Source organism: Streptomyces sp. bgisy100 (assembly GCF_057709105.1).
Map to the genome: position 1 here is coordinate 177,748 of NZ_JBYITE010000007.1, position 19,892 is coordinate 197,639.

Annotated in this window: 12 protein-coding genes; 6 read left to right on the top strand and 6 right to left on the bottom strand. The window is 72.7% G+C overall.

The window, feature by feature from the left end:
- The first annotated feature begins 334 nt into the window (after positions 1–334).
- Positions 335–1,930, top strand: a complete 1,596-nt coding sequence (locus AC3EQ1_RS07530) for a GMC family oxidoreductase (protein ID WP_432093498.1) — start codon at positions 335–337, stop codon at positions 1,928–1,930.
- Positions 1,931–2,152: 222 nt separating this feature from the next.
- On the opposite strand, the gene AC3EQ1_RS07535 is transcribed toward AC3EQ1_RS07530, so the two are convergent.
- Positions 2,153–2,596, bottom strand: a complete 444-nt coding sequence (locus tag AC3EQ1_RS07535) for an NUDIX hydrolase (protein ID WP_432093499.1) — start codon at positions 2,594–2,596, stop codon at positions 2,153–2,155.
- Positions 2,597–3,040: 444 nt separating this feature from the next.
- Here AC3EQ1_RS07535 and AC3EQ1_RS07540 point away from each other — a divergent pair, with 444 nt between their 5' ends.
- Positions 3,041–3,919 (top strand): LysR family transcriptional regulator, encoded by an 879-nt coding sequence (locus AC3EQ1_RS07540; protein WP_432093500.1) that lies wholly within the window; start codon positions 3,041–3,043, stop codon positions 3,917–3,919.
- 244 nt (positions 3,920–4,163) lie between these two features.
- Here the strand turns inward: AC3EQ1_RS07540 and AC3EQ1_RS07545 are convergent, their stop codons facing one another.
- Together AC3EQ1_RS07545 and AC3EQ1_RS07550 are read right to left on the bottom strand one after the other, a co-directional pair.
- A complete protein-coding gene (locus AC3EQ1_RS07545) occupies positions 4,164–4,526 on the bottom strand; it encodes a PRC-barrel domain containing protein (protein ID WP_432093501.1) in 363 nt (120 codons plus the stop codon).
- A gap of 136 nt (positions 4,527–4,662) precedes the next feature.
- Positions 4,663–5,439 (bottom strand): restriction endonuclease, encoded by a 777-nt coding sequence (locus tag AC3EQ1_RS07550; RefSeq protein ID WP_432093502.1) that lies wholly within the window; start codon positions 5,437–5,439, stop codon positions 4,663–4,665.
- A gap of 235 nt (positions 5,440–5,674) precedes the next feature.
- Between AC3EQ1_RS07550 and AC3EQ1_RS07555 the strand changes: the two genes are divergently transcribed.
- Positions 5,675–6,892: a phospholipase D-like domain-containing protein gene (locus AC3EQ1_RS07555; protein ID WP_432093503.1), complete on the top strand. Its 1,218-nt coding sequence runs from the start codon at positions 5,675–5,677 to the stop codon at positions 6,890–6,892.
- A 168-nt stretch (positions 6,893–7,060) separates the two neighbouring features.
- On the opposite strand, the gene AC3EQ1_RS07560 is transcribed toward AC3EQ1_RS07555, so the two are convergent.
- Entirely contained in the window at positions 7,061–7,297 is a 237-nt protein-coding gene (locus tag AC3EQ1_RS07560) for a chaplin (protein WP_432093504.1), read from the bottom strand.
- Positions 7,298–7,560: 263 nt separating this feature from the next.
- Positions 7,561–8,667, bottom strand: a complete 1,107-nt coding sequence (locus tag AC3EQ1_RS07565; RefSeq protein WP_432093505.1) for a response regulator — start codon at positions 8,665–8,667, stop codon at positions 7,561–7,563.
- A gap of 647 nt (positions 8,668–9,314) precedes the next feature.
- On the opposite strand from AC3EQ1_RS07565, the gene AC3EQ1_RS07570 reads away from it, so the two are divergent.
- The gene (locus AC3EQ1_RS07570) at positions 9,315–9,968 is read left to right on the top strand and encodes a hypothetical protein (protein ID WP_432093506.1); all 654 of its coding nucleotides are present in this window, start codon (positions 9,315–9,317) and stop codon (positions 9,966–9,968) included.
- 242 nt (positions 9,969–10,210) lie between these two features.
- Here the strand turns inward: AC3EQ1_RS07570 and AC3EQ1_RS07575 are convergent, their stop codons facing one another.
- Entirely contained in the window at positions 10,211–10,741 is a 531-nt protein-coding gene (locus AC3EQ1_RS07575) for a transglycosylase SLT domain-containing protein (protein ID WP_432093507.1), read from the bottom strand.
- Positions 10,742–11,595: 854 nt separating this feature from the next.
- On the opposite strand from AC3EQ1_RS07575, the gene AC3EQ1_RS07580 reads away from it, so the two are divergent.
- The gene (locus AC3EQ1_RS07580; RefSeq protein WP_432093508.1) at positions 11,596–13,653 is read left to right on the top strand and encodes an ATP-binding cassette domain-containing protein; all 2,058 of its coding nucleotides are present in this window, start codon (positions 11,596–11,598) and stop codon (positions 13,651–13,653) included.
- A gap of 550 nt (positions 13,654–14,203) precedes the next feature.
- Positions 14,204–19,892: Ig-like domain repeat protein (locus tag AC3EQ1_RS07585; RefSeq protein ID WP_432093509.1), on the top strand; the 5,689-nt coding region annotated here is incomplete at its 3' end.

Sequence of the window (19,892 nt, forward strand, 5' to 3'; positions counted from 1 at the left end):
CACCCCTACCCTCCGCGCGGCACCGCACGCCTGCGATCTTCCGGACCGGCGGCCGGAGGCACGCGCCGGGGAGGGACGAGGGGAGGCACCGGCGCTCGGCGGGGCCGGTCGCCCCGTGGGAACCGGACGGCTTCCGGTGTCCGAAGATCGACGGTCCGTCTGCCGTACCGAGGCGGCTCCCTCCATGATGGGCGGTCGTGCCACCGGGCCGTACCGGACACGGCTCGTGCCCGGCCGTGCACCGGGAGGGAACGGCGGAAGGGGCGCCGGGCCCGTACCGCTGACACCGTCGGCACACCGCGCGGTACATCACCGATCAGGGAGGGGAAGCCCGATGCACGACACGAGCCATGACTACATCGTGGTCGGAGCGGGATCGGCCGGCTGCGTGCTGGCCGCACGGCTGAGTGCGGACCCGGGCGTTCGCGTCCTGCTGCTGGAGGCCGGACCGCCCGACGACGCCCCGGAGATCCGCATCCCGGCGGCCTTCGGCCGGCTGTTCCGCACCAAGTACGACTGGGACTACACCTCGGAGCCCGAGCCGGAGCTGGACGACCGGCGGCGGTACCTCCCGCGCGGCCGGATGCTCGGGGGCTCGTCGTCCATGAACGCCATGATCTACATCCGCGGCAATCACCGGGACTACGACGCCTGGTCCGACGCCGGAGCCAAGGGGTGGAGCTGGGACGAGGTCTTCCCGTACTTCCTGCGGGCCGAGGACCACCACGCCGGGCCGTCCGACTGGCACGGCACCGGCGGGCCGCTCACCGTCAGCGAGGGCCGCTCCCGCAGCCCCCTGATGGCCGCGTATCTGGAGGCGGCCCAGGAAGCGGGGCATCCGTTCAACCCCGACTTCAACGGGCCCGAGCAGGACGGCGTCGGCCCCTACGAACTCACCCAGCGGAACGGGCTGCGGTGCAGCACCGCCGAGGCGTATCTGCGCCCCGCCCTGGAGCGGCCGAACCTGACCGTGCTGACCGGGGCGCACTGCACCCGGCTGCTGTTCTCCGGGGACCGGGCCGTCGGGGTCGAGGCGGAACGGCACGGCGCACTGGAGGAGTGGCACGCCGACCGGGAGGTCGTGCTGGCGGCCGGCGCCTACAACTCCCCGCAGCTGCTGATGCTGTCCGGGATCGGCGACGCCGACGAGCTCCGGGCCCTCGGCATCACCCCGCGCGCCGACCTCCCCGTCGGCGAGAACCTCCAGGACCATCCGCATCTGCCGCTCGTCCACTTCACCGACACCCCGTCGCTGTGGACCGCGGAGACACCGGAGAACATCGCCCTGCTGGAGTCCGAGGGCCGTGGGCCGCTCACCTCGAACGGGGGCGAGGTCGGCGGCTTCCTCCGGACCCGCGACGGCCTGGGCGCCCCGGACATCCAACTCCACGCGCTGCCAGCGCAGTTCCACGAGGAAGGCCTCGGCCGGCCGACGGGGCACGCCTTCCACCACGGCGCGGTCCTGCTGGACACCACCAGCCGCGGCAAGGTCTCCCTGCGGTCCGCGATGCCGAGCGCCAAGCCGCGCATCCTGCACCGCTACCTCGCCACCGAGGAGGACCGGGCGGCGGCGGTGCGGGCGCTGCGGGTGCTGCTCGACATCGCCGGCCGGCCCGCGCTGCGCGCACACCGCCGGTCGGACGACCGCGTGCCGGCCTCGGACAGCGACCGCGACCTGCTCGCCTACGCCCGGCGTGAACTGCACACGCTCTACCACCCCGCCGGAACCTGCGCCATGGGCCCGGTGGTCGACTCCGCACTGCGGGTGCACGGGGTGAGCGGACTGCGGGTGGCCGACGCCTCGGTGATGCCGACGCTGGTGCGGGGCAACACCAACGCGCCCACGATCATGATCGCGGAGAAGGCGGCCGATCTGATCCTCGACGACTCCGGCTCCACCGCACAGATCAAGCCAGGGAACCGGGGGTAGGCCGACCGGGCCGGACCCGCCGCCGCACGCGAGAAAAGCAACGCCCTGAGAGGACGGACGTTCCGCCGCGACGCCGGCCCTCGGTGCGGTCCGGCGGGGGCCACGGTCGCAGCACGGTTTCTCCACGGCTCCGGCCGGCCCCCGGCCCTGCCGGAGCCGCCTCTCCCCCGCCGTGCAGGGCGGCGGCGCCGGACGGGCGGGGTGCCGACTGCCGGACGCGGGTCAGGCGATGAGGGCGCCGACGCCGTACAGCAGCGGCAGGACGTGGTCGCGGAGGGCGGGCGCGAGTGTCAGGCCACTGTCGTGGCCGGAGATCCATCGCAGGTCCGCCAGTTCGGCCGCAGGTACGGGCGGTCGGCTGAGGCCGGCCCGAAAGACCGTCAGCCGCATGGGCACTTCCTCAAGAGCGGCCATCGCGTCGATCTCGGCGAAGAGAGACGGCTCCACGGGTTCCGCTCCGAGCTCCTCACCCAGCTCCCGGACCAACGCCTCCAGCGCGGTCTCCCCCGGTTCGGGCTTCCCGCCCGGCAGATAGAAGACGTGGGGCGCCGCCTTCTTGCTCACCACAAGGAGACGGCCGTCCTGGACGATCGCGGCAGCGGCTACGGTCAGCGGCGCGACGTCCCCGCCGGTCCGCGGCGCCGTCCGCACAGGTTCATGTGTCATACATCCAACCCTTGCAGATGCGGGGCGTGTTGGGCATCCGGTTTGATGCGGGCCCAGCAGCACCCGGTGCCGGTCCGCAGGCGCCCGGACCCGCCCGGACCGGCTCCGACGCACCCGGGCGAGACCGGCCGGCCGGGCCCGCGGGACCGGTAAGGCCTCCGGGTCCGGCTCCGGGAGGTCCGGTGCGGAATCCGGCGGGACGGGCACCGCGGGGGTGTCCCACGGCCCCGGCCGCTCGACCGGGATCCGGAGTCCTGGCCCTGACCGGAACGGACCGGTGTCCGTCACCGCCCCTCGGCGCTGCGGCGCGAACACCTGCCGCGGCCTGGGGCGAAGCTGTTGTCGGTAGACCCTCCCTCCCCCGTGGGGAGGGCCTACCGGAGCGATCCCATCGTTCCCAAGCGGTCCGTCCTCATCAAGGCCCATCTTCTGTACGATCGGTAAGTGACGTTTACCGAACTGGGAGAGATACAAGCGTTTCTGACGCTCGCCGAGGAGCTGCACTTCGGCCGGGCAGCGGACCGGCTCGGCCTGTCCCGGCCACGGGTGAGCCAGCTCATCCAGTCACTGGAGCGGCGCGTCGACGGCAAGCTCTTCGACCGCACGAGCCGCCGGGTGACCCTCACGCCGACCGGCCAGTTTCTGCTGGAGCGGGCGAAGCCGAGCTTCGAGGGACTGCAGCAGTCCATCGAGGAGACCCGGGCCTTCGCGCGCGAGCTGCGCATCGGGTTCATGGGGCCGTTCGCGGGCGCCGTGAACGCCTCGGTGGCCGACTTCCGCCGGACCCATCCGGAGTGGGCGATCAGCATGACCGAGACGCGCTGGGGCGACTATTTCGGGCCGCTGCGCCGGGCGGAGGTTGACATGCAGGTCACCATCTGGCCCGTCGAGGAGCCCGACCTGACGAGCGGCCCGGTGATCGCCGAGTACCCCCGGGTGCTCGCCGTGGCGGTCGACCATCCACTGGCGACGCGGGAGTCGGTCGACGCCGAGGAACTGAGCCGGCTCACCATGGTCGAGATGCCGCAGGCGGCCCCGAAGGCGATCCGCGACGGATTCCTGCCGCAGCGGACTCCGGCCGGGCGGCCCATCCGCCGGGGACGGCTGGTCAAGACCCAGCACGAGATGCTCAGCCGGGTGGCGTCGAGCACCGACGTCTGTGCCACCTCGACGGCGCTGACCCAGTACTACCGCCACCCCGACGTGGCGTTCGTCCCCTTGACCGGGCTGCCTCCGGCGCGGGCGGTGGTCAGTTGGCGCACCGCCCATGAGAGCACCAAGATCAGGGACTTCGTCAACACCCTGCGGACCTCTGCGAGCTGACCGGATCACCGGACCGGACGGCTGGAAGGCCTGCTCGACGGAACCGGTGCGGGCCGGGACACAGAGCCCTGGCGACGGGTGAACGGACCGTGCGGACCGCACCCGTCGTCGGGCGCGGTCCGCGTGTGAGGTGTCCGTGCCGCCTCTCCACCCGGGCGGCCACATCCTCGTGCACCACTCGTGCGCCGCGGCCGCGGTGCGGGCACCGCGGCCGGGCCGACCGCTCCGAAGTGGCCGGAGCCGCTCAGAGCGCGGAGGTGGAGGTCAGCGAGAGATAGTAGTGGCCGACGTCGGAGAGATACGAGAGATCGGTGGTCTCGCGGTCCACCGTGAACCGGGGCGCGGCCTTGATCTCCTGGCGGGTGTTCCCGATGGTCATGGTGCGGGCGTGGCTGTCGATGCGCACCACGGCCCCGGCGGGGATCAGTACGCTCTTGCCGAACACCCACATTCCGGTGTCCACGATCACATGCTGGATTCCGGGCCGGGTGTCCTGACGGTCCACCTGCCCGATCACGCCGTCGGCCGCGTGCACGGTGAATCCCACCAGTGACTGCTCCAGTGCGGTGCCGCACTCCGGCCGGTACTCCCACATCGTGTGGTCCACGGTCTCCTCCCCTGCGCATCGATCGCCCGCGTACCGGGCGCTCCCCCTCTCCTGCCTCGGACGGCCCGACTCATGCCCCGCATACCGTGCCGATCCGGGACGCGGGGCGCGGAGCCTCGGCCCCGGTTGCCGGGCCTCAGTTCCAGGGGGCCGTTCCGGTGCCGTCGCTCCAGGCGGCGAGGAGGGCCGCGTCGACGCAGAGGATGCCGCAGGTCCCGGCGTACTCGGCCGCCGGCTCGGTGAAGGTGCTGGTGGTGACGACGGCCGCGACCTCCGCTTCGTGCACGGTGTAACAGGTGCCGCCGAACCGCTGCAGATCCTGCGAACCGACCTTGTTCGTCTCGCAGTACCGCTTGCACTGGATCACCAGGCGCCGTCCGTCGGGGGTGGTCGCGACGACGTCCGCGCCGAGGTCACCGGCGCCGCCCACCACCGTCACGTCGCGGCAGCCGTCGCGCTCGCAGAGCCCGGCTATGGCCTCCTCGAAGGCGTCGGCGTCCAGGCCCGCGAAGTCCACGGCAGCGACGCCTTCGGCGGTAGCCGCACTGTCATGGGGGAGCTCGGCGGTCGCTCCGCGCAGCACTCCGTCCCCGTCCTCGGCGGGCGCGGCCGCCGGCGGGGCGGCGGGAGCGCACTCGGCCGCCGCGGCGTGGGCCATGCCGGCGCGGGCCGCTCTGCGCAGGGCTCCGGGGCGCGGCATGGCGCGGACGAAGACGGCCAGGACGGGCAGGGCCACCAGGAGCAGCACCCCGGCCAGGACCGGATGCGCCACCGCCCACTGCATCCCGCGCCTGACCGCGAGCCAGGCACCGCAGGCGAGGCATCCGAAGAGGGCGAGCAGAACCAGGGTCTGTCGCGTCGAACGGCCCGGAGGGACCTCGGCGGCGGGTTCGGGGGTGACGGGAACGGTCACGGCGGGGCCTCTCGTCCGGCTGATGGTCGACACAGTGATCAACTACTGCCCCGGTCGCCCCCCTCCATGATCAATCCCGCTGTCACCCCTGGTCGGGGCCGTGGTCGCGGCCGTGTGGCGAGGGCCGCAGCGATGATTCGTCCGGCCGGGGGTATCCCCTTCAGGGCCAGCGCGCCGTCACAGCGGCCCCACCGGCCGCGCGGCGCCGCCCACTCCGGACCGAACGGTGACGAGAATGACCGCGACCCATGAAGCACCGCAGACCGCCCCTGTCGACACCCGGAACGGGAGACCGGGGGCCGAGCGGATCCAGCGCATACGTCGGCGCCTGGAACGACTGATCGGGATAGCCGCGACCGAGGGGAATCTGCTGACCCCGCTCCGGAACGGCGACGAGATCTTCGCGGCCATGCTGGACGGCATCCGCTCGGCCCGGCACACGGTGGACATGATGACCTTCGTGTACTGGCGCGGGGACATCGCCTGCCGGTTCGCCGAGGCCCTCTCCGAGCGGGCCCGCGCCGGTCTGCGGGTGCGGCTGCTGCTCGACGGCTTCGGCAGCCGGCTGATCGAGGAGGAGCAGCTGGCGGCGATGCAGCGGTCCGGCGTGCAGGTGTCGTGGTTCCGCAAGCCTCTCCATCTCTCGCCGTTCAAGCAGAATCACCGCTGCCACCGCAAGGTGCTGGTGCTCGACGAGGAGACGGCGTTCACCGGCGGGGTGGGGATCGCCGAGGAGTGGTGCGGGGACGCCCGTGACGAGAACGAGTGGCGCGACACCCATGTGCAGGTCCGCGGCCCCGCGGTGGACGGGCTCGCCGCCGCGTTCGCCCAGAACTGGGCCGAGTGCCACGAGGAGCTCTTCGACGAGCGGGACCGGTTCGTCGAGCACCGCCCGCAGGGGGATGCGATCGTCCAGGTGGTGCGCGGTTCGGCGAGCGTGGGCTGGCAGGACATGGAGACGCTGATCCGCGTCATGCTGGAGTCCGCGGAGGAACGGGTGCGGATCGCCACCGCCTACTTCGCGCCGGACGTCTACTTCATCGAGCTGCTGTGCGCGACCGCCCGGCGTGGTGTGCGGGTGGAGATCCTGCTGCCGGGCCCGCACACCGACAAGCGCGTCTGCCGGCTCGCCGGGCAGAACCACTACGAGAAGCTGGTGGCCAGTGGCGTCAGGATCCACGAGTACCGGCCGACGATGATGCACGCCAAGGTCATCACCATCGACGGGGTCGCTTCGCTGATCGGCTCGACCAACTTCAACCGCCGGTCGCTCGACCACGACGAGGAGGTCATGCTCACCGCTCTGGACGAAGGGTTCACCGGCACTCTGGACCGTCATTTCGACGAGGACCTGGCGGTCAGTGATCCGATCGACGCGGGCCGGTGGCGGCGGCGCCCGGCGCTGCAACGGGTGCGGGAGGCGGCCGTGGCGCCGATCCGCCGGTTCCTCTGACACGCCGCGAGCGAAGCTCGGCAGCGGCGCCCGGGGCTGCGGGCCCATGGAGTGGTGAGCCCGCGGAGGCCTCTGTGTCCGCACGCCCCCGACCGCACGACGACACCGCTGTGGCGGGCCCGGTGCGGGGGCCCGCCACAGCGGTGTCGTGGTGCGGGGGACGGCAGGTCAGTCGCTGCCGCAGGTGTTGTCCGCAGCCTCGTTCCAGCCGGCGAGGACATCGACGGTATTGCCGCAGAGGTTGACGGGCACCGAGGCGGGGGCCTGCACGACATTGCCCGAGAGGAGGCCGGGTGACCCGGCCGCGGCCCCCTGGGCACCGGAGTCGGCGATGGCGGCGGCGCCACTGCCGAGAATGGCCGCGGCGGCCAGAACACCGGCACTGAGGAAAGTACGAGCGTGCATGACGTTCTCCTGACGCTGGGAGTGGATCACTTGAGCAATCGGGACTTTCACCCGGTGACGACGGGGGAAACTCCCTGGCCACGATCTGGGGACACGGCACCACACCTTCGGGTGGCCGTCCCGCGAAAGGCACCCCTGCCCAGTGGATGACGGGTAGTCGCGGGCGCGGTGGACACGGCGGAGACGGGTCGTGCGCCGACACCTCGTGGGGCCGGCCCCTCGTGGACCGGGCCCCTCGTGGATCCGGGCGCCGGTGAGCCGGGTCAGCGAGTGTGCAGCCGGCGTTCGAGGAAGATGCCGGTGAACACCGCCACCTTGGCGCGCAGCACCCAGGGGTCGAAGGGCTTGCCGATGTAGTCGACCGCGCCGGCCGCATAGCCCCGGGCCGAGTGCTCGGCATCGGTGCCCATGGCGGTGAGAAAAATGATCGGGACGTCCCGGTTTCGGCTGCGGCGTTTGATGTGCGCCGCTGTCTCGTAGCCGTCCATCCCGGGCATCTGCACATCCATGATGATCACGGCGAAGTCGTCGTGGTCCAGCAGGGCCTTGAGTGCCTCACGGCCGGAGGAGACCGCCACCAGCTCCTGGTCCAGTGTGGACAGCACGGCGGTCATCGCCAGCAGGTTGTCCGGCTGATCGTCCACGATCAGCACCCGGGGCATGGTCTGCGGCGTGGACTCGGGCGGAGGGACGAGGGCATGGTGGCCCGCTGCCTGCTGGGTGGCTTCTATGGTCTCCAGTTGCCGTTCGAGCAGTTCGCAGCGCTCCTCCGCCTCGTCACGCCGCCGCCGGGCCTCGCCCAGCTCCTGCGAGAGCCGCCCCACCTCCGCCTCCAGGGTGTCGCGTTCCCGCAGCAGACCGTCCAGGTCCGGTGCGGCCGCGGACAGGGCGTCCGCGCGTGCCCGCTCCGCGCCCCACTCCGCCTCCAGTTGGCTCAGCCGCACCTCCAGGTCCGCGATGCGGTGCCGGCGGTCCAGGAGCGCCTCGCCCAGGACGTCGCCGTGGGCCGTGGACCTCCGGGCCACCCGGTCGGCGTCGGCGAGCTGCTGTTCCAGCAGTTCCACGGCGTGCCGGGGCGATCCGCTGTTCTGCACGGCCGACCGGTGCAGGCCCCGGACCAGTTCGATCGCCTCCGGGGTCGCCGCCGTCCCGCGGTGCTCGGCCAGGTCGGTGAAGAGGTCCATGACCACGTCCCAGGGCGGGATGCGGGTGCCGCTCAGGTACCGCGAGAAGGTGCCCGCGTCCCGGAGTCGTCGTGCCGCATAGCGGCGCACCGACACCTGCAGACCGACGAACAACTCGCGCAGCGCCTGTGCCAGAGCCCTCGCCTCGTGGTCCAGATCGTCGGCCAGCGGACGCAGTTCACCCATGACGGCCTCCGGTCCGTAACGTCCCTGACGGCACCCGTGCCGCTCTCGGCGACAACAGTGATCGCTCCACCAGTTCCCTCTCCGGGCTCGCGGCCGGCCCACCGGCCGCTCTCGTCGTCGGACGGCCGTCCGGCGATGGGGCACAGCATGGGGCGTCCGGGGAGTGTTGCGCTCGGCAACGGCGATACTGGCAACTCCCTCTCCCGTACCGTGTTGTTGCGCCCCGCTGCGGCAACAGTCCTCACCGGTCCCACGGGGCGGCGCTGTTGCCGGTGGCAACACCGCCACGCAACACCCACGCGCAGCAGCGCCGTCGACACCTCCACGGGAAACCCTGCAGGCAGGTCCGGTGGGAACCGCCTGTCGCCACCACGGGAACCACAGCGGTGGATGGGCACATACATCCCCGGGTCGTCCTGTTCGGGGGAACATGTACGGACCGGTGCGGCCACCCGACCGGTGCCGGCGCACGCCCCGGAGGAAGACATCGGTGCTGTTCAGACGCAGTTGAGACAGGCATCGACGGGGTAGGAGGACAGCCACCGCACTACGCCGTCACGGCGTAGATATGTGATCTGTGCCTTCACGGAGCACAAAAGGTGAGTAGCATCCGGGCACCAACGGCAGTACGAGGAGAGTGGTCACCCATGCCGGAGCAGCCGGAACACAGCAACCTCAAGGAAGAGTACGCCTCCCGGGTCGATGCCGACCTGGAGCGCAACGAGGAAGAGCAGGAGCGCATCAACTCCGAGCTGTCCGCGCTGCAGACCCAGCTCGCCGCGCTCAAGGAGGACCACAAGCTGCTGCAGACGATGCGCGGTGCACTGGGGGCCGAGCGGGCCGCACAGGCCTCCGGCACGAAGAAGTCGTCGGGTGCGGCGACGCCGAAGGCCGCAGCGGTGCCCAAGGCGCGGCGGGCCAAGGACACCGCGCCGCGGGCGGTCAAGGCCAAGACGGGCAGCCGGAAGACGGCCAAGGCCCCCACGAAGGCCAAGGCCCCGGCGGGCACCAAGGCACCGGCGAAGGCCGGGAAGCGCACCGGACCCACGCTGCGCGAGCTCGTCCACGGCCACCTGCGCGGGCAGAGCGAGCCCAGTTCGGTCGCCGAGGTGACCTCGGCGCTGGAGAAGCAGCATCCGCAGCGCACCTTCCACCCCACCGCGGTGCGCACCGCCCTGGAGACGCTCGCCGCCCAGGGGTCGTCGGAGCGCATCCGGCAGCAGAAGTCGGTGTACTACGCCCCGATCCGGAACGAGTCCGCCGCGGAGCAGCCCGCCGAGACGGCGGCGCAGTCGAGTTGAGTGACGTGCCCGCGGGGTGCCCGAGCGGCGGTCCCGCCTTGCCGGGGCATCCACCGGTTCCGCCCCATGGGTCAGGAGCGGTGCCCGGTCCGCCGACACCGGGCACGGCCCGGTCCCGCACGGCACCAGCAGACCGCCCCCCCGAGGAGAGAGTCCTCGGGGGGCGGTCTGCTGTTTCAGCACCGGCGGAGTGACAGTTGGTGGCGCTGCTCCTCCTGGTCCGGTTGTCGCGCTGCTGCGGCTCAGTAGGCGGAGTCGACGTTGTCGATGGAGCCGTACTTGTCCGCCGCGTAGTTGGCGGCAGCGGTGATGTTGGCGACCGGGTCGGTCGAGTCGTTCGCGGTACCGGCGACGTGGTAGGCGTCGAAGGTCGGCTGAATGACCTGGAGCAGACCCTTGGACGGGGTGCCGTTCTGCGCGTTGACGTCCCAGTCGTTCTGGGCGTTCGGGTCACCGCCGGACTCCCGCATGATGTTGCGGTGCAGGCCCTCGTACGTACCCGGGATGCCCTTGTCCTTCATGATGTCGAGCGACTGCTTGATCCAGCCGTCGAGGTTGTCGGGGTACGTCTTCTTGGCCTTCTTGGGGGCCGGAGCGTCGGCCGCCTGGACCGTGGCCGCCGGGGCGCTCGCGGACGCCGGCTCAGCGGCGTGGGCGGGCGAGGGGGCCAGCGTGAGAGCCGCGGCCGCGGCACCGGCGGTGGCGATACCGGCGACGGAGAGCTTACGGAAACGGGCGATGCGGCTGTTGCTGGTCCGAATGTTGGCGGTCATGCAGAAGCACCTCTCCAGAGGGGACGTGTGGGGAGGCCGACCGGGGGGTCGGTTCGGCGAGTGCGGAGCGGGACTCCGCGTGTGGGCCGGAGCGGTCGGAAGCGGGTGGGGATCACCCGTCCGGCACTCGGCTCCCCGGAACGTCAGCCATGGTTAGGGCGGCCCGGAGCGGGATGCAATGGTGTGACGTACTACCCCACTACGGAGCAAAGCCGACGCGATCTCGGCCGGGGAAGCCGTGCCCTGGGAAGGGGAGCGGCTCCCGTGCCTACTACCGGCGTTGGAATGTGACGCAGCTCCTGTGCGGGGGCTCACAGCCGGGGCGCGATCCGGGGGCCGCGGAGGGCTCTCGCATCACCGACGGTCCGCCGCTCCTCACGCTCCGCGCGGAAGGTGCCGGCGCTGCCGGGCTGCCGGAGGGCGGCCGGGACAGAGGAGGCGCGCGGCCTCCCGTGGGCGGCGGCGGGGCGGTGCGAGCGCGCCCGCACGGGGCCGGCGGCAATCCCCCGCAGGGGTGAGGCACCCCCTCACGAGTGAATCGAACGTGGCAGGCCGCGTCATCCCGCGACGCCCCTTGGGCCTCCCCGCCTATCCGAACTGTCGTACGGCCTTTCGTCCCGCATTCCCCGTTACGGGTCCTTGATCGCGGGCGTTGTCCGAGCATCTGTACGTCCGGCACGCGCCTCGGGAGGACCCATGGATCCACTGCCCGCCCGCACTCCTCTTCACGTCGTGTTCGAGAACCCGCCCGGTGACCGCCCCGGAACCCGGCGCCGGGTTGACGCCGCGCGTCCCGAAGCACGCGCCCCGCAAGCCCCGTGCGCCTCGGCACGCCCCGCACCGAGGGGGACGGCATGACCGCGACCGACCGGCCGGACGCCCCGCGGCCCGGCACCGCCGAGCTGCCGGGTCCCCGGGTGGAGAGCCCGGCCCTGCCCCTGCCCCCGGCGTCCGTCGCCCCGGAGGGGGACGGTGACGACATCACCGACCGGATGGCCGAGGCGTACTGGTCCGTCTACGACGGGGCGGCGGCCACCGCAAGCGTCGGCCAGGTCCTCGCCCGGCTGCCGCGGATCGTCCGGCAGGTCGGCCGGCTGGCCTGGCGGGCCGGCCCCCGGGCCACCCTCGCCGTCGTCCTGCTGCAACTGGCCTCGGCGGCCATGGCGGCCTTCGGGCTGATGGCGTCCGTGGCCGTGCTCCACGAGCTGTTCGCCCAGGGGCCGACCCCGGCCAAGGTGCGGGCCGCGGTGCCGCAACTCCTGCTCGTGGTGGCCTGCCTGTCGGTACGGGCGCTGCTGGAGGCCGGGGTGTCACTGGCGGAGGCGCGGCTGACGCCGAGAATCCGTACCGCTCTGGAGACGGAGTTCCTCCGGCTGACCGCCCATGTGCGGCTGGAGGTCGTCGACGACGCCGAGTGGCACGACGACGCCTACCGGGCGCACGACCGCGGCCTGTTCTACGCGCGGATGATCGTCGGGCAGGTGGTCACCCTGGCCTCCTCGCTCCTGGGCCTGTGCGCCACCGCCGCCGTCCTGGCCCTGCTGCACCCGCTGCTGCTCCTGCTGCTCCCGCTCTCCGTCGTGCCCGTGGGAGCCGCGGCGGTCCGCGCGGCACGGGCCCGCTTCCACTCGTTCAAACGGTGGAACGCGCTGCAGCGCCGGGTACGGGTCTTCAGCTGGCTGCTCCTCGACCGTGACTCCGCGGCCGAACTGCGCTCCGACACCGCGCAGGGCGCACTCCTGGCCGAACACCACCGGCTGACCGCGCGCATCGCGGAGGAGGACACCCGCCTGGGCACGAACGCCGCACTGCTGACGCTGGCGGGGCGGGGCGCGGGCGGTGTCGGCACCGGCATCACCTACACCGTGCTGGGCGCCATGCTCGTCGCGGGCTGGCTGCCGCTGGCCGCCGGTGCCGGAGCCGTGCTGGCGATCCAGGCCGCCCACACGTCGCTCACCCGGTTCGTCGACGTCTGTCACCTGGTCTACGAGCACGCGATGTGGGTCGACGACCTCCTCGCGTTCCAGAAGCGCTGCCGGGGTCTGCTGCCCCGCCGCCGCGGGCCGGCCGCACCGGAGTCGGTCCGGACGATCAGCCTCAAGGACGTGTCGTACACCTACCCGGGCAAGGACGTCCCCGCCCTGGACGGCATTTCCATGACGCTGCACGCGGGGCAGACGGTGGCGTTCGTCGGGGTGAACGGCTCGGGCAAGAGCACCTGTTCACGCCTGATCGCCGGGCTGTACGACCCGTGCGGGGGAACGATCCGCTGGGACGGGGTGGACGTCACGGAGCTGGACACGGAATCCCTCCAGGCCCGGGTCGCCACCGTGCTGCAGGACCCGGTGCACTTCCCCTTCAGCGCGCTGTCCAACCTCACGGTCTCCCGCGGCACGCTCACCGAGGCCGATCCCGGGCAGGCGCTCGCCGCGGCGGTGGCGTCCGGCGCCGACCGGGTCATCGCCGGGCTGCCGGACTCCTGGACCACGCTGCTCTCCAAGCGGTTCAAGGGCGGCCAGGAACTGTCGGCGGGCCAGTGGGCGAAGATCGCCGTCGGCCGGGGCATCTACAAGAACGCTCCGGTGCTGCTGCTGGACGAACCGACCGCCAGCATGGACCCGAAGGCCGAACACGCCGTCTACCAGGCGGTACTCCGGGGCGGCCACCGAGCCGACCGGATCACGGTCCTGATCTCGCACCGGCTCGCCTCCGTCGTCGAGTGCGACACCATCTACGTCTTCGACAGTGGCCGCATCATCGAACACGGCAGCCACCGGGAGCTGATGGAACAGGGCGGGGAGTACGCCGGCATGTTCCGTCTGCAGGCGGCGGCCTACAGCGCCGCGGACGCGGTCGGTGCCGAGCGGCGGGCCCCGGAGCAGCCGGGGGAGGAGGTGACCGCTCAGGGCTGACAGAGCTGTGGTGAACAGGCCGGTGATGACGGCGCCGGAGTGACAAGCCAGGCCTGATGCCCCGGACTTGACCGTCCGGGGCAGGGAGGCCCAGGGCCGGGCGGGCCGGGCAGGGACGCCCCGGGGCCGGGCGGTCCGGGTATCGGGGCGCCGGTTCGGGCCGGTTCGGGCCGGGGCGGCCCGGGCCCCTCGACCGGCCCGTCCCCCGCGCGACGGGCCGGGCGGGGCGAGGGGCCCCGCCGGACTCGCTCCCGGGCCAACGGTGGTGCGGGGGGCGGGAATCGCCGTCGTCGTGCGACGGTGCCGTACGCGTGCCGAGCGCTGTGCGCGCCGCTTCAGCGCTCCCTCGTCCAGGGGAATGCCGGTCCCGGCCATGGCGTGGCGGCGACCGGGCCGCGCTTACTGGGGATATCGGCCGATGGCCTGCCGTCCCGGTGTGGGCCGGCAGCGCGGCGATGTGCGCCCCGCCATCGGTCGCTTCCGGCTCCCGCAGCCACGCGCAACCGGTCGATGAGCGGGCCGATCAGCCACACACCGGGAGGGCCACAGCATGGCTTCCACGATCACTCTGGTCAGTTCGTCGCCGAACTCGACGGTCCACGGGCAACCCGTGACGTTCACCGCCACCGTCGTTCCGCTCGGCCCCGGGGCACCGACCGGGACGGTCACCTTCGTCATCCGCGGCGGGCCCACGCTGACCGCCCCCGTAATCGGCGGCCGGGCGACCGTCTCCACCAACGGCCTGAGCCCGGGCACCTACAGCGTCACCGCGATCTACAGTGGCGACTCCCGGTTCACGTCGTCGACGGGGGCCAGCTCACACCCCGTTCTGAAGGCGCTGACGACCACCTACGTGTCGTCGTCGCCCGAGCCCTCGACGTTCGGCCAGCCGGTGACCTTCACGGCTTCCGTCGCCCCGGTTCCTCCCGGAGCCGGGACGCCGACCGGCACGGTGACCTTCTTCATCAGCACCGGACTCAGTCTGACGGCACCACTGGTGAACGGCACGGCCCGGATCACGACCGGCGCTCTGGGTCCGGGCCTGCACGTGGTGGTGGCCATCTACAGCGGGGACATCAACTTCCTCCCTTCCACGGGCACCGACACCCATACGGTGCGGATCAGATCCGCCGCCACGCGGACCACGGTCACCTCGGCGCCGGACCCGTCCGCCGTGGGGCAGCCCGTGCAGTTCACCGCCACGGTGGCTCCGCTGTCCCCCGGTTCGGGGACGCCGACGGGCACGGTGACGTTCTCCTTCGGCGACGGCACCCCCTCGGTGACCGCCTCGCTCTCCGGCGGCGTCGCGCGGGTGACGCACCCGTACGCGAGCGCTGCGGGCAGCCCGTACACGGTCACCGCGACCTACGGCGGCGACGGCAGTTTCGGGCCGTCGACCGGTTCGGACACCCAGACCGTCGGGCGGGCCGCCACCACCACCTCCGTGGCCACCTCCCCCGACCCGTCCGTCCCGGGCCAGCCGGTCACCGTCACCGCCTCGGTCGCCCCCGCGGCCGGAGGCGGCGGTACCCCGACGGGCACCGTCACCTTCGCGTTCGGGGACGGCACTCCGCCGGTGACCGCGACGCTCTTCGGTGGCGTCGCGACGGTGACGCATCCGTACGCGAGCGCGGCGGGCAGCCCGTTCACCGTCACCGCGACCTACGGCGGGGACACCGCCTTCGGGCCGTCGACCGGCACGGACACCCATACCGTCGGGCGAGCGACGACGACCACCACGGTCGCCTCCTCCCCGGATCCGTCCGCGGTCGGCCAACCGGTGACGTTCACCGCCACCGTGGCCGGCTCGGGCGGGGGCGGCACGCCTGCCGGCAACGTCACCTTCTCGTTCGGCGACGGGACTCCCACCGTCACCGCCGCTCTCTCCGGTGGCGTGGCCACGGCCACCCACACCTACACCAGCGCGTCGGGCAGCCCCTACACGGTCACCGCCGCCTACGGCGGCTCCGCCGACTCCGGGCCGTCGACCGGTACGGACACCCACACCGTCGGGCGGGCCGCCACCACCACCTCCGTGGCCACCTCCCCCGACCCGTCCGTCCCGGGACAGGCGGTCAACGTCACCGCCTCGGTCGCACCGCTGCCTCCGGGAGCCGGTACGCCGACGGGCACGGTCACCTTCCAGTTCGGTGACGGCACCCCGTCGGTGACCGCGACGCTCTCCGGCGGAGTCGCCACCACCACGCATGTCTACGCGGACGCGGACGGCAGCCCGTACACCGTCACCGCCACTTACGGCGGGGACACCGGCTTCGGGACCTCGAGCAGTACGGACACCCACACCGTCGGCCGGACCACGACGACCACCACGGTCCTCTCCTCCCCCGACCCGTCCGCGGTCGGCCAGCAGGCGACGTTCACCGCCACCGTCGTCCCCGGCCCGTCCGGGACGGGTCTCCCGACCGGCACGGTGACGTTCTCCTTCGGCGACGGCTCACCGGCCGTGGAGGCCCGGCTGTCGGGCGGCGTCGCCACCGTCGGCCACACGTTCACCGGCGCGGCGGGCAGCCCGTACACCGTCACCGCCTCCTACGGCGGGGACACGGTGTTCACGGCGTCGACCGGCACCGACACCCACACGGTGAACCCGGCCGTCACGACGACCACGGTGACCGGTTCCCCCGATCCGTCGTCGACGGGTCAGCCGGTGACGTTCACCGCCGTGGTGGCACCGGTGGCGCCCGGCGCCGGATCGCCGTCGGGCACGGTCACGTTCGACTTCGGCGACGGCTCGCCCACCGTGGGAGCACCGGTCTCCGGCGGCATCGCGACGGCCACCCATACCTACACCGCCGCACCGGCCGGTCCGCTCACGGTCACCGCGGCCTACGGGGGCAATGCCGATTTCGCCGGCTCCACCGGCACCGAGACGCACACCGTGAACCAGGCGGCCACCGCGACGGCCGTGGCCACCTCGCCCGACCCCTCGGTGGCCGGCGCGGCGGTGACCGTCACCGCGACGGTGACCACCACCTCCCCGGGTGCCGGTACGCCGACGGGCACGGTGACGTTCTCCTTCGGCGACGGCACCCCCTCGGTGACCGCCTCGCTCTCCGGCGGTACGGCCACCACCACGCATGTCTACGCGGACGCGGACGGCAGCCCGTTCACCGTCACCGCCTCCTACGGCGGGTCCGCCGACTTCGGTGCCTCCACCGGCACCGACACACACACGGTGGGCCGCGCGGCGACCACGACCACGGTGGTCTCGTCGCCGGACCCGTCGGTCGTCGGTGAGCCCGCGAGCTTCACGGCCACGGTGTCCGGGGGCGCGGGCGAGCCGACCGGGCGGGTCACCTTCGACTTCGGTGACGGGACCGCACCGGTCACGGTGTCCCTGTCCGGGGGCGTCGCCACCGTGAGCCACGCCTACGCCGGAGCGTCGGGGAGCCCGTACACCGTCACCGCGGCCTACGCGGGTGACGCGGCGTCCGCCCCGTCCAGCGGCACGGACGCGCATGCCGTCGCCGCGGCGGCCACGGCCACCACGGTGACGTCGTCCCCCGATCCGTCGCCCGCGGGGCAGCCGGTGACGTTCACCGCCGTGGTCGCCTCCGTGGCGCCCGGCTCCGGGACACCGGCCGGCAGCGTCGCCTTCGACTTCGGCGACGGCTCGCCGGTGGTGAACGCGGTTCTCACGGGTGGTGTCGCGACCGCCACGCATGTCTACGCGGACGCCTCGGGCAGCCCGTACGCCGTCACCGCCTCCTACGGCGGGAACGCCGACTTCGGCGCCTCCACCGGCACCGACACACACACCGTCGACGCCGTGGCGACGACGACGTCGGTCACCTCCTCCCCGGACCCGTCGGCGGTGGGCCAACCGGTGACCTTCACCGCGACGGTGACGCCGCAGTCGCCCGGGGCCGGAGTCCCGAGCGGCACCGTGACGTTCACGTTCGGCGACGGCGGCCCGCCGCAGAGCGTGCCGCTGGCGGGCGGTGTGGCCACGGTGACGCATCCGTACGCCGACGCGTCCGGGAGCCCTTACCAGGTCACCGCGACGTACCACGGTGACGACGGCTTCGCCGGATCCACCGGGACGGACACCCAGTCGGTGGACCGGGTCGCCACCACGACCGCCGTGACGTCCTCGCCGGACCCGTCGGTCGCGGGCCAGCAGGTCGCGTTCACCGCGACGGTGGCACCGGGCAGCGGAACCGGCACTCCGACCGGCCGTGTGACGTTCGACTTCGGGGACGGCTCCACCCCGGTCGCCGCCGTGCTCACCGGGGGCGCGGCAACGGTGAACCACGGCTACGCCGAAGCGACCGGCAGCCCGTACACCGTCACCGTCACCTACGACGGCGATGCCGGCTTCGCCCCGTCCACCGGCACGGACACCCAGACCCTGGTGGAAGCGGCCACGACCACCACGGTGACCTCCTCGCCGGATCCGGCGCCGGCCGGGCAGGCGGTCCTGTTCACCGCGACCGTCGTCGCGGACTCCGTCACCGCCTCCCCGACGGGGAGCGTCGTCTTCGATTTCGGCGACGGCACCGCACCCGTCACGGTGGCCCTGGCGGACGGTCTGGCGACCCACACCCACACCTACACGACGTCGGCCGGCAGCCCGTTCACCGTCACCGCGACGTACGGCGGGGACAGCAACTTCGGCGGGTCGGTGGGCACCGACGAGCACGAGGTGAGTGACGCGCCGACCACCACGTCGGTGCAGTCGCCGGAGCCGTCCGTGGTGGGCGAGCCGGTGACCTTCACCGCGACGGTCGCGCCGGAGGTGCCCGAAGCGGGCGCGCCGTCCGGCACGGTGACGTTCACGTTCGGGGACGGCCTGGCGCCGGTGACGGTTCCGGTGACCGGCGGCACGGCGACGGTGACCCACACCTATGAGAACGCGGCCGGCAGCCCGTTCACGGTCGCGGCCACCTTCGAGGGCGACGAGGGTTTCGCCTCCTCCACCGGCACCGACACCCATGTGGTGGGCGCGGCGACGACCTCGACATCGGTGGTGTCGTCGCCGGATCCGTCGGTGGTGGGCGAGTCGGTGACGTTCACCGCGACCGTCACGCCGGAGGCCCCCGGTTCGGGTACGCCGAGCGGCAGTGTGGTCTTCGAGTTCGGGGACGGTTCGCCGACGGTCACGGCGGCGGTGTCCGGGGGCGTGGCGACGGCGACCCATGTCTACGCCACGGCCGCGGAGGACCCGTTCGCCGTGGTGGCGACCTATGAGGGGGACGTCAACTTCGCCGCCTCGACGGGCGCGGACACCCAGACCGTCAGCCGGGCGACCACGGCGACGACGGTGACGACCTCACCGCATCCGTCCGCGCCCGGCCAGGCGGTCACCGTGATCAGCGTGGTGACGTCGGGCACCGCGGCGGCGGGCGCCCCGGACGGCACCGTCACCGTGAACTTCGGCGACGGGTCGCCGCCGGTCGTGCTGCCGCTGTCCGGTGGTGTGGCGACCGTCGTGCACAACTACCCGGCGGTCGGCGGCCCGTTCACCGTCACGGCGATGTACGGCGGCACCGAGGACTTCACCCCGTCGGTGGGCACGGACACGCACACCCAGCAGGACGACATCGTGACCACGACGACGTCGTTGGTGTCGTCGCCGGATCCCTCGGTGACCGGACAGTCGGTGACGTTCACCGCGACCGTGACGCCGCTGACGTCCGGCGGGACCCCGACCGGTACCGTCACCTTCCTGTTCGGGGACAGCACTCCGCCGGTCACGGCACCGCTCGTCGGCGGGGTGGCGACGGTCGGCCACACCTTCACCTCCGCGGTGGGCAGTCCGCACACGGTCGTGGCGACCTACAGCGGTGACGACGAGTTCAGCGCGTCCACCGGGCTGGACACCCACACGGTGAACCGGGCGGCCACCACGACCACGCTGGTGTCGTCGCCGGATCCGTCGGTGACGGGACAGCCGGTGGCGTTCACGGCCACCATCGCCCCGGTCGCCCCGGGTGCGGGGGTGCCGACCGGGAACGTGACGTTCGACTTCGGGGACGGCTCCCCTGCCGTCTCCGCGGCCCTCTCCGGCGGTGCGGCAACGGTCGAGCACCCCTACACCGCCGCTGCGGGCAGCCTCACCGTCACCGCGACGTACGACGGCGACGCCGGCTTCGCCGCCTCGACCGGCACCGACACCCAGACGGTGAACCGGGCGGCCACCACGACGACGGTCAGCTCCTCGCCCGACCCCTCCGTCGTGGGGCAACCCGTCACCTTCACCATCACCGTCACCACCG

Bases quoted from the DNA above. Each gene is read 5' to 3' on its own strand.
- AC3EQ1_RS07530 (WP_432093498.1), top strand. From the start codon at position 335: ATGCACGACACGAGCCATGACTACATCGTGGTCGGAGCGGGATCGGCC.
- AC3EQ1_RS07570 (WP_432093506.1), top strand. From the start codon at position 9,315: ATGCCGGAGCAGCCGGAACACAGCAACCTCAAGGAAGAGTACGCCTCC.
- AC3EQ1_RS07580 (WP_432093508.1), top strand. From the start codon at position 11,596: ATGACCGCGACCGACCGGCCGGACGCCCCGCGGCCCGGCACCGCCGAG.
- AC3EQ1_RS07535 (WP_432093499.1), bottom strand. From the start codon at position 2,596: ATGACACATGAACCTGTGCGGACGGCGCCGCGGACCGGCGGGGACGTC.
- AC3EQ1_RS07560 (WP_432093504.1), bottom strand. From the start codon at position 7,297: ATGCACGCTCGTACTTTCCTCAGTGCCGGTGTTCTGGCCGCCGCGGCC.
- AC3EQ1_RS07575 (WP_432093507.1), bottom strand. From the start codon at position 10,741: ATGACCGCCAACATTCGGACCAGCAACAGCCGCATCGCCCGTTTCCGT.
- AC3EQ1_RS07555 (WP_432093503.1), top strand. From the start codon at position 5,675: ATGACCGCGACCCATGAAGCACCGCAGACCGCCCCTGTCGACACCCGG.
- AC3EQ1_RS07565 (WP_432093505.1), bottom strand. From the start codon at position 8,667: ATGGGTGAACTGCGTCCGCTGGCCGACGATCTGGACCACGAGGCGAGG.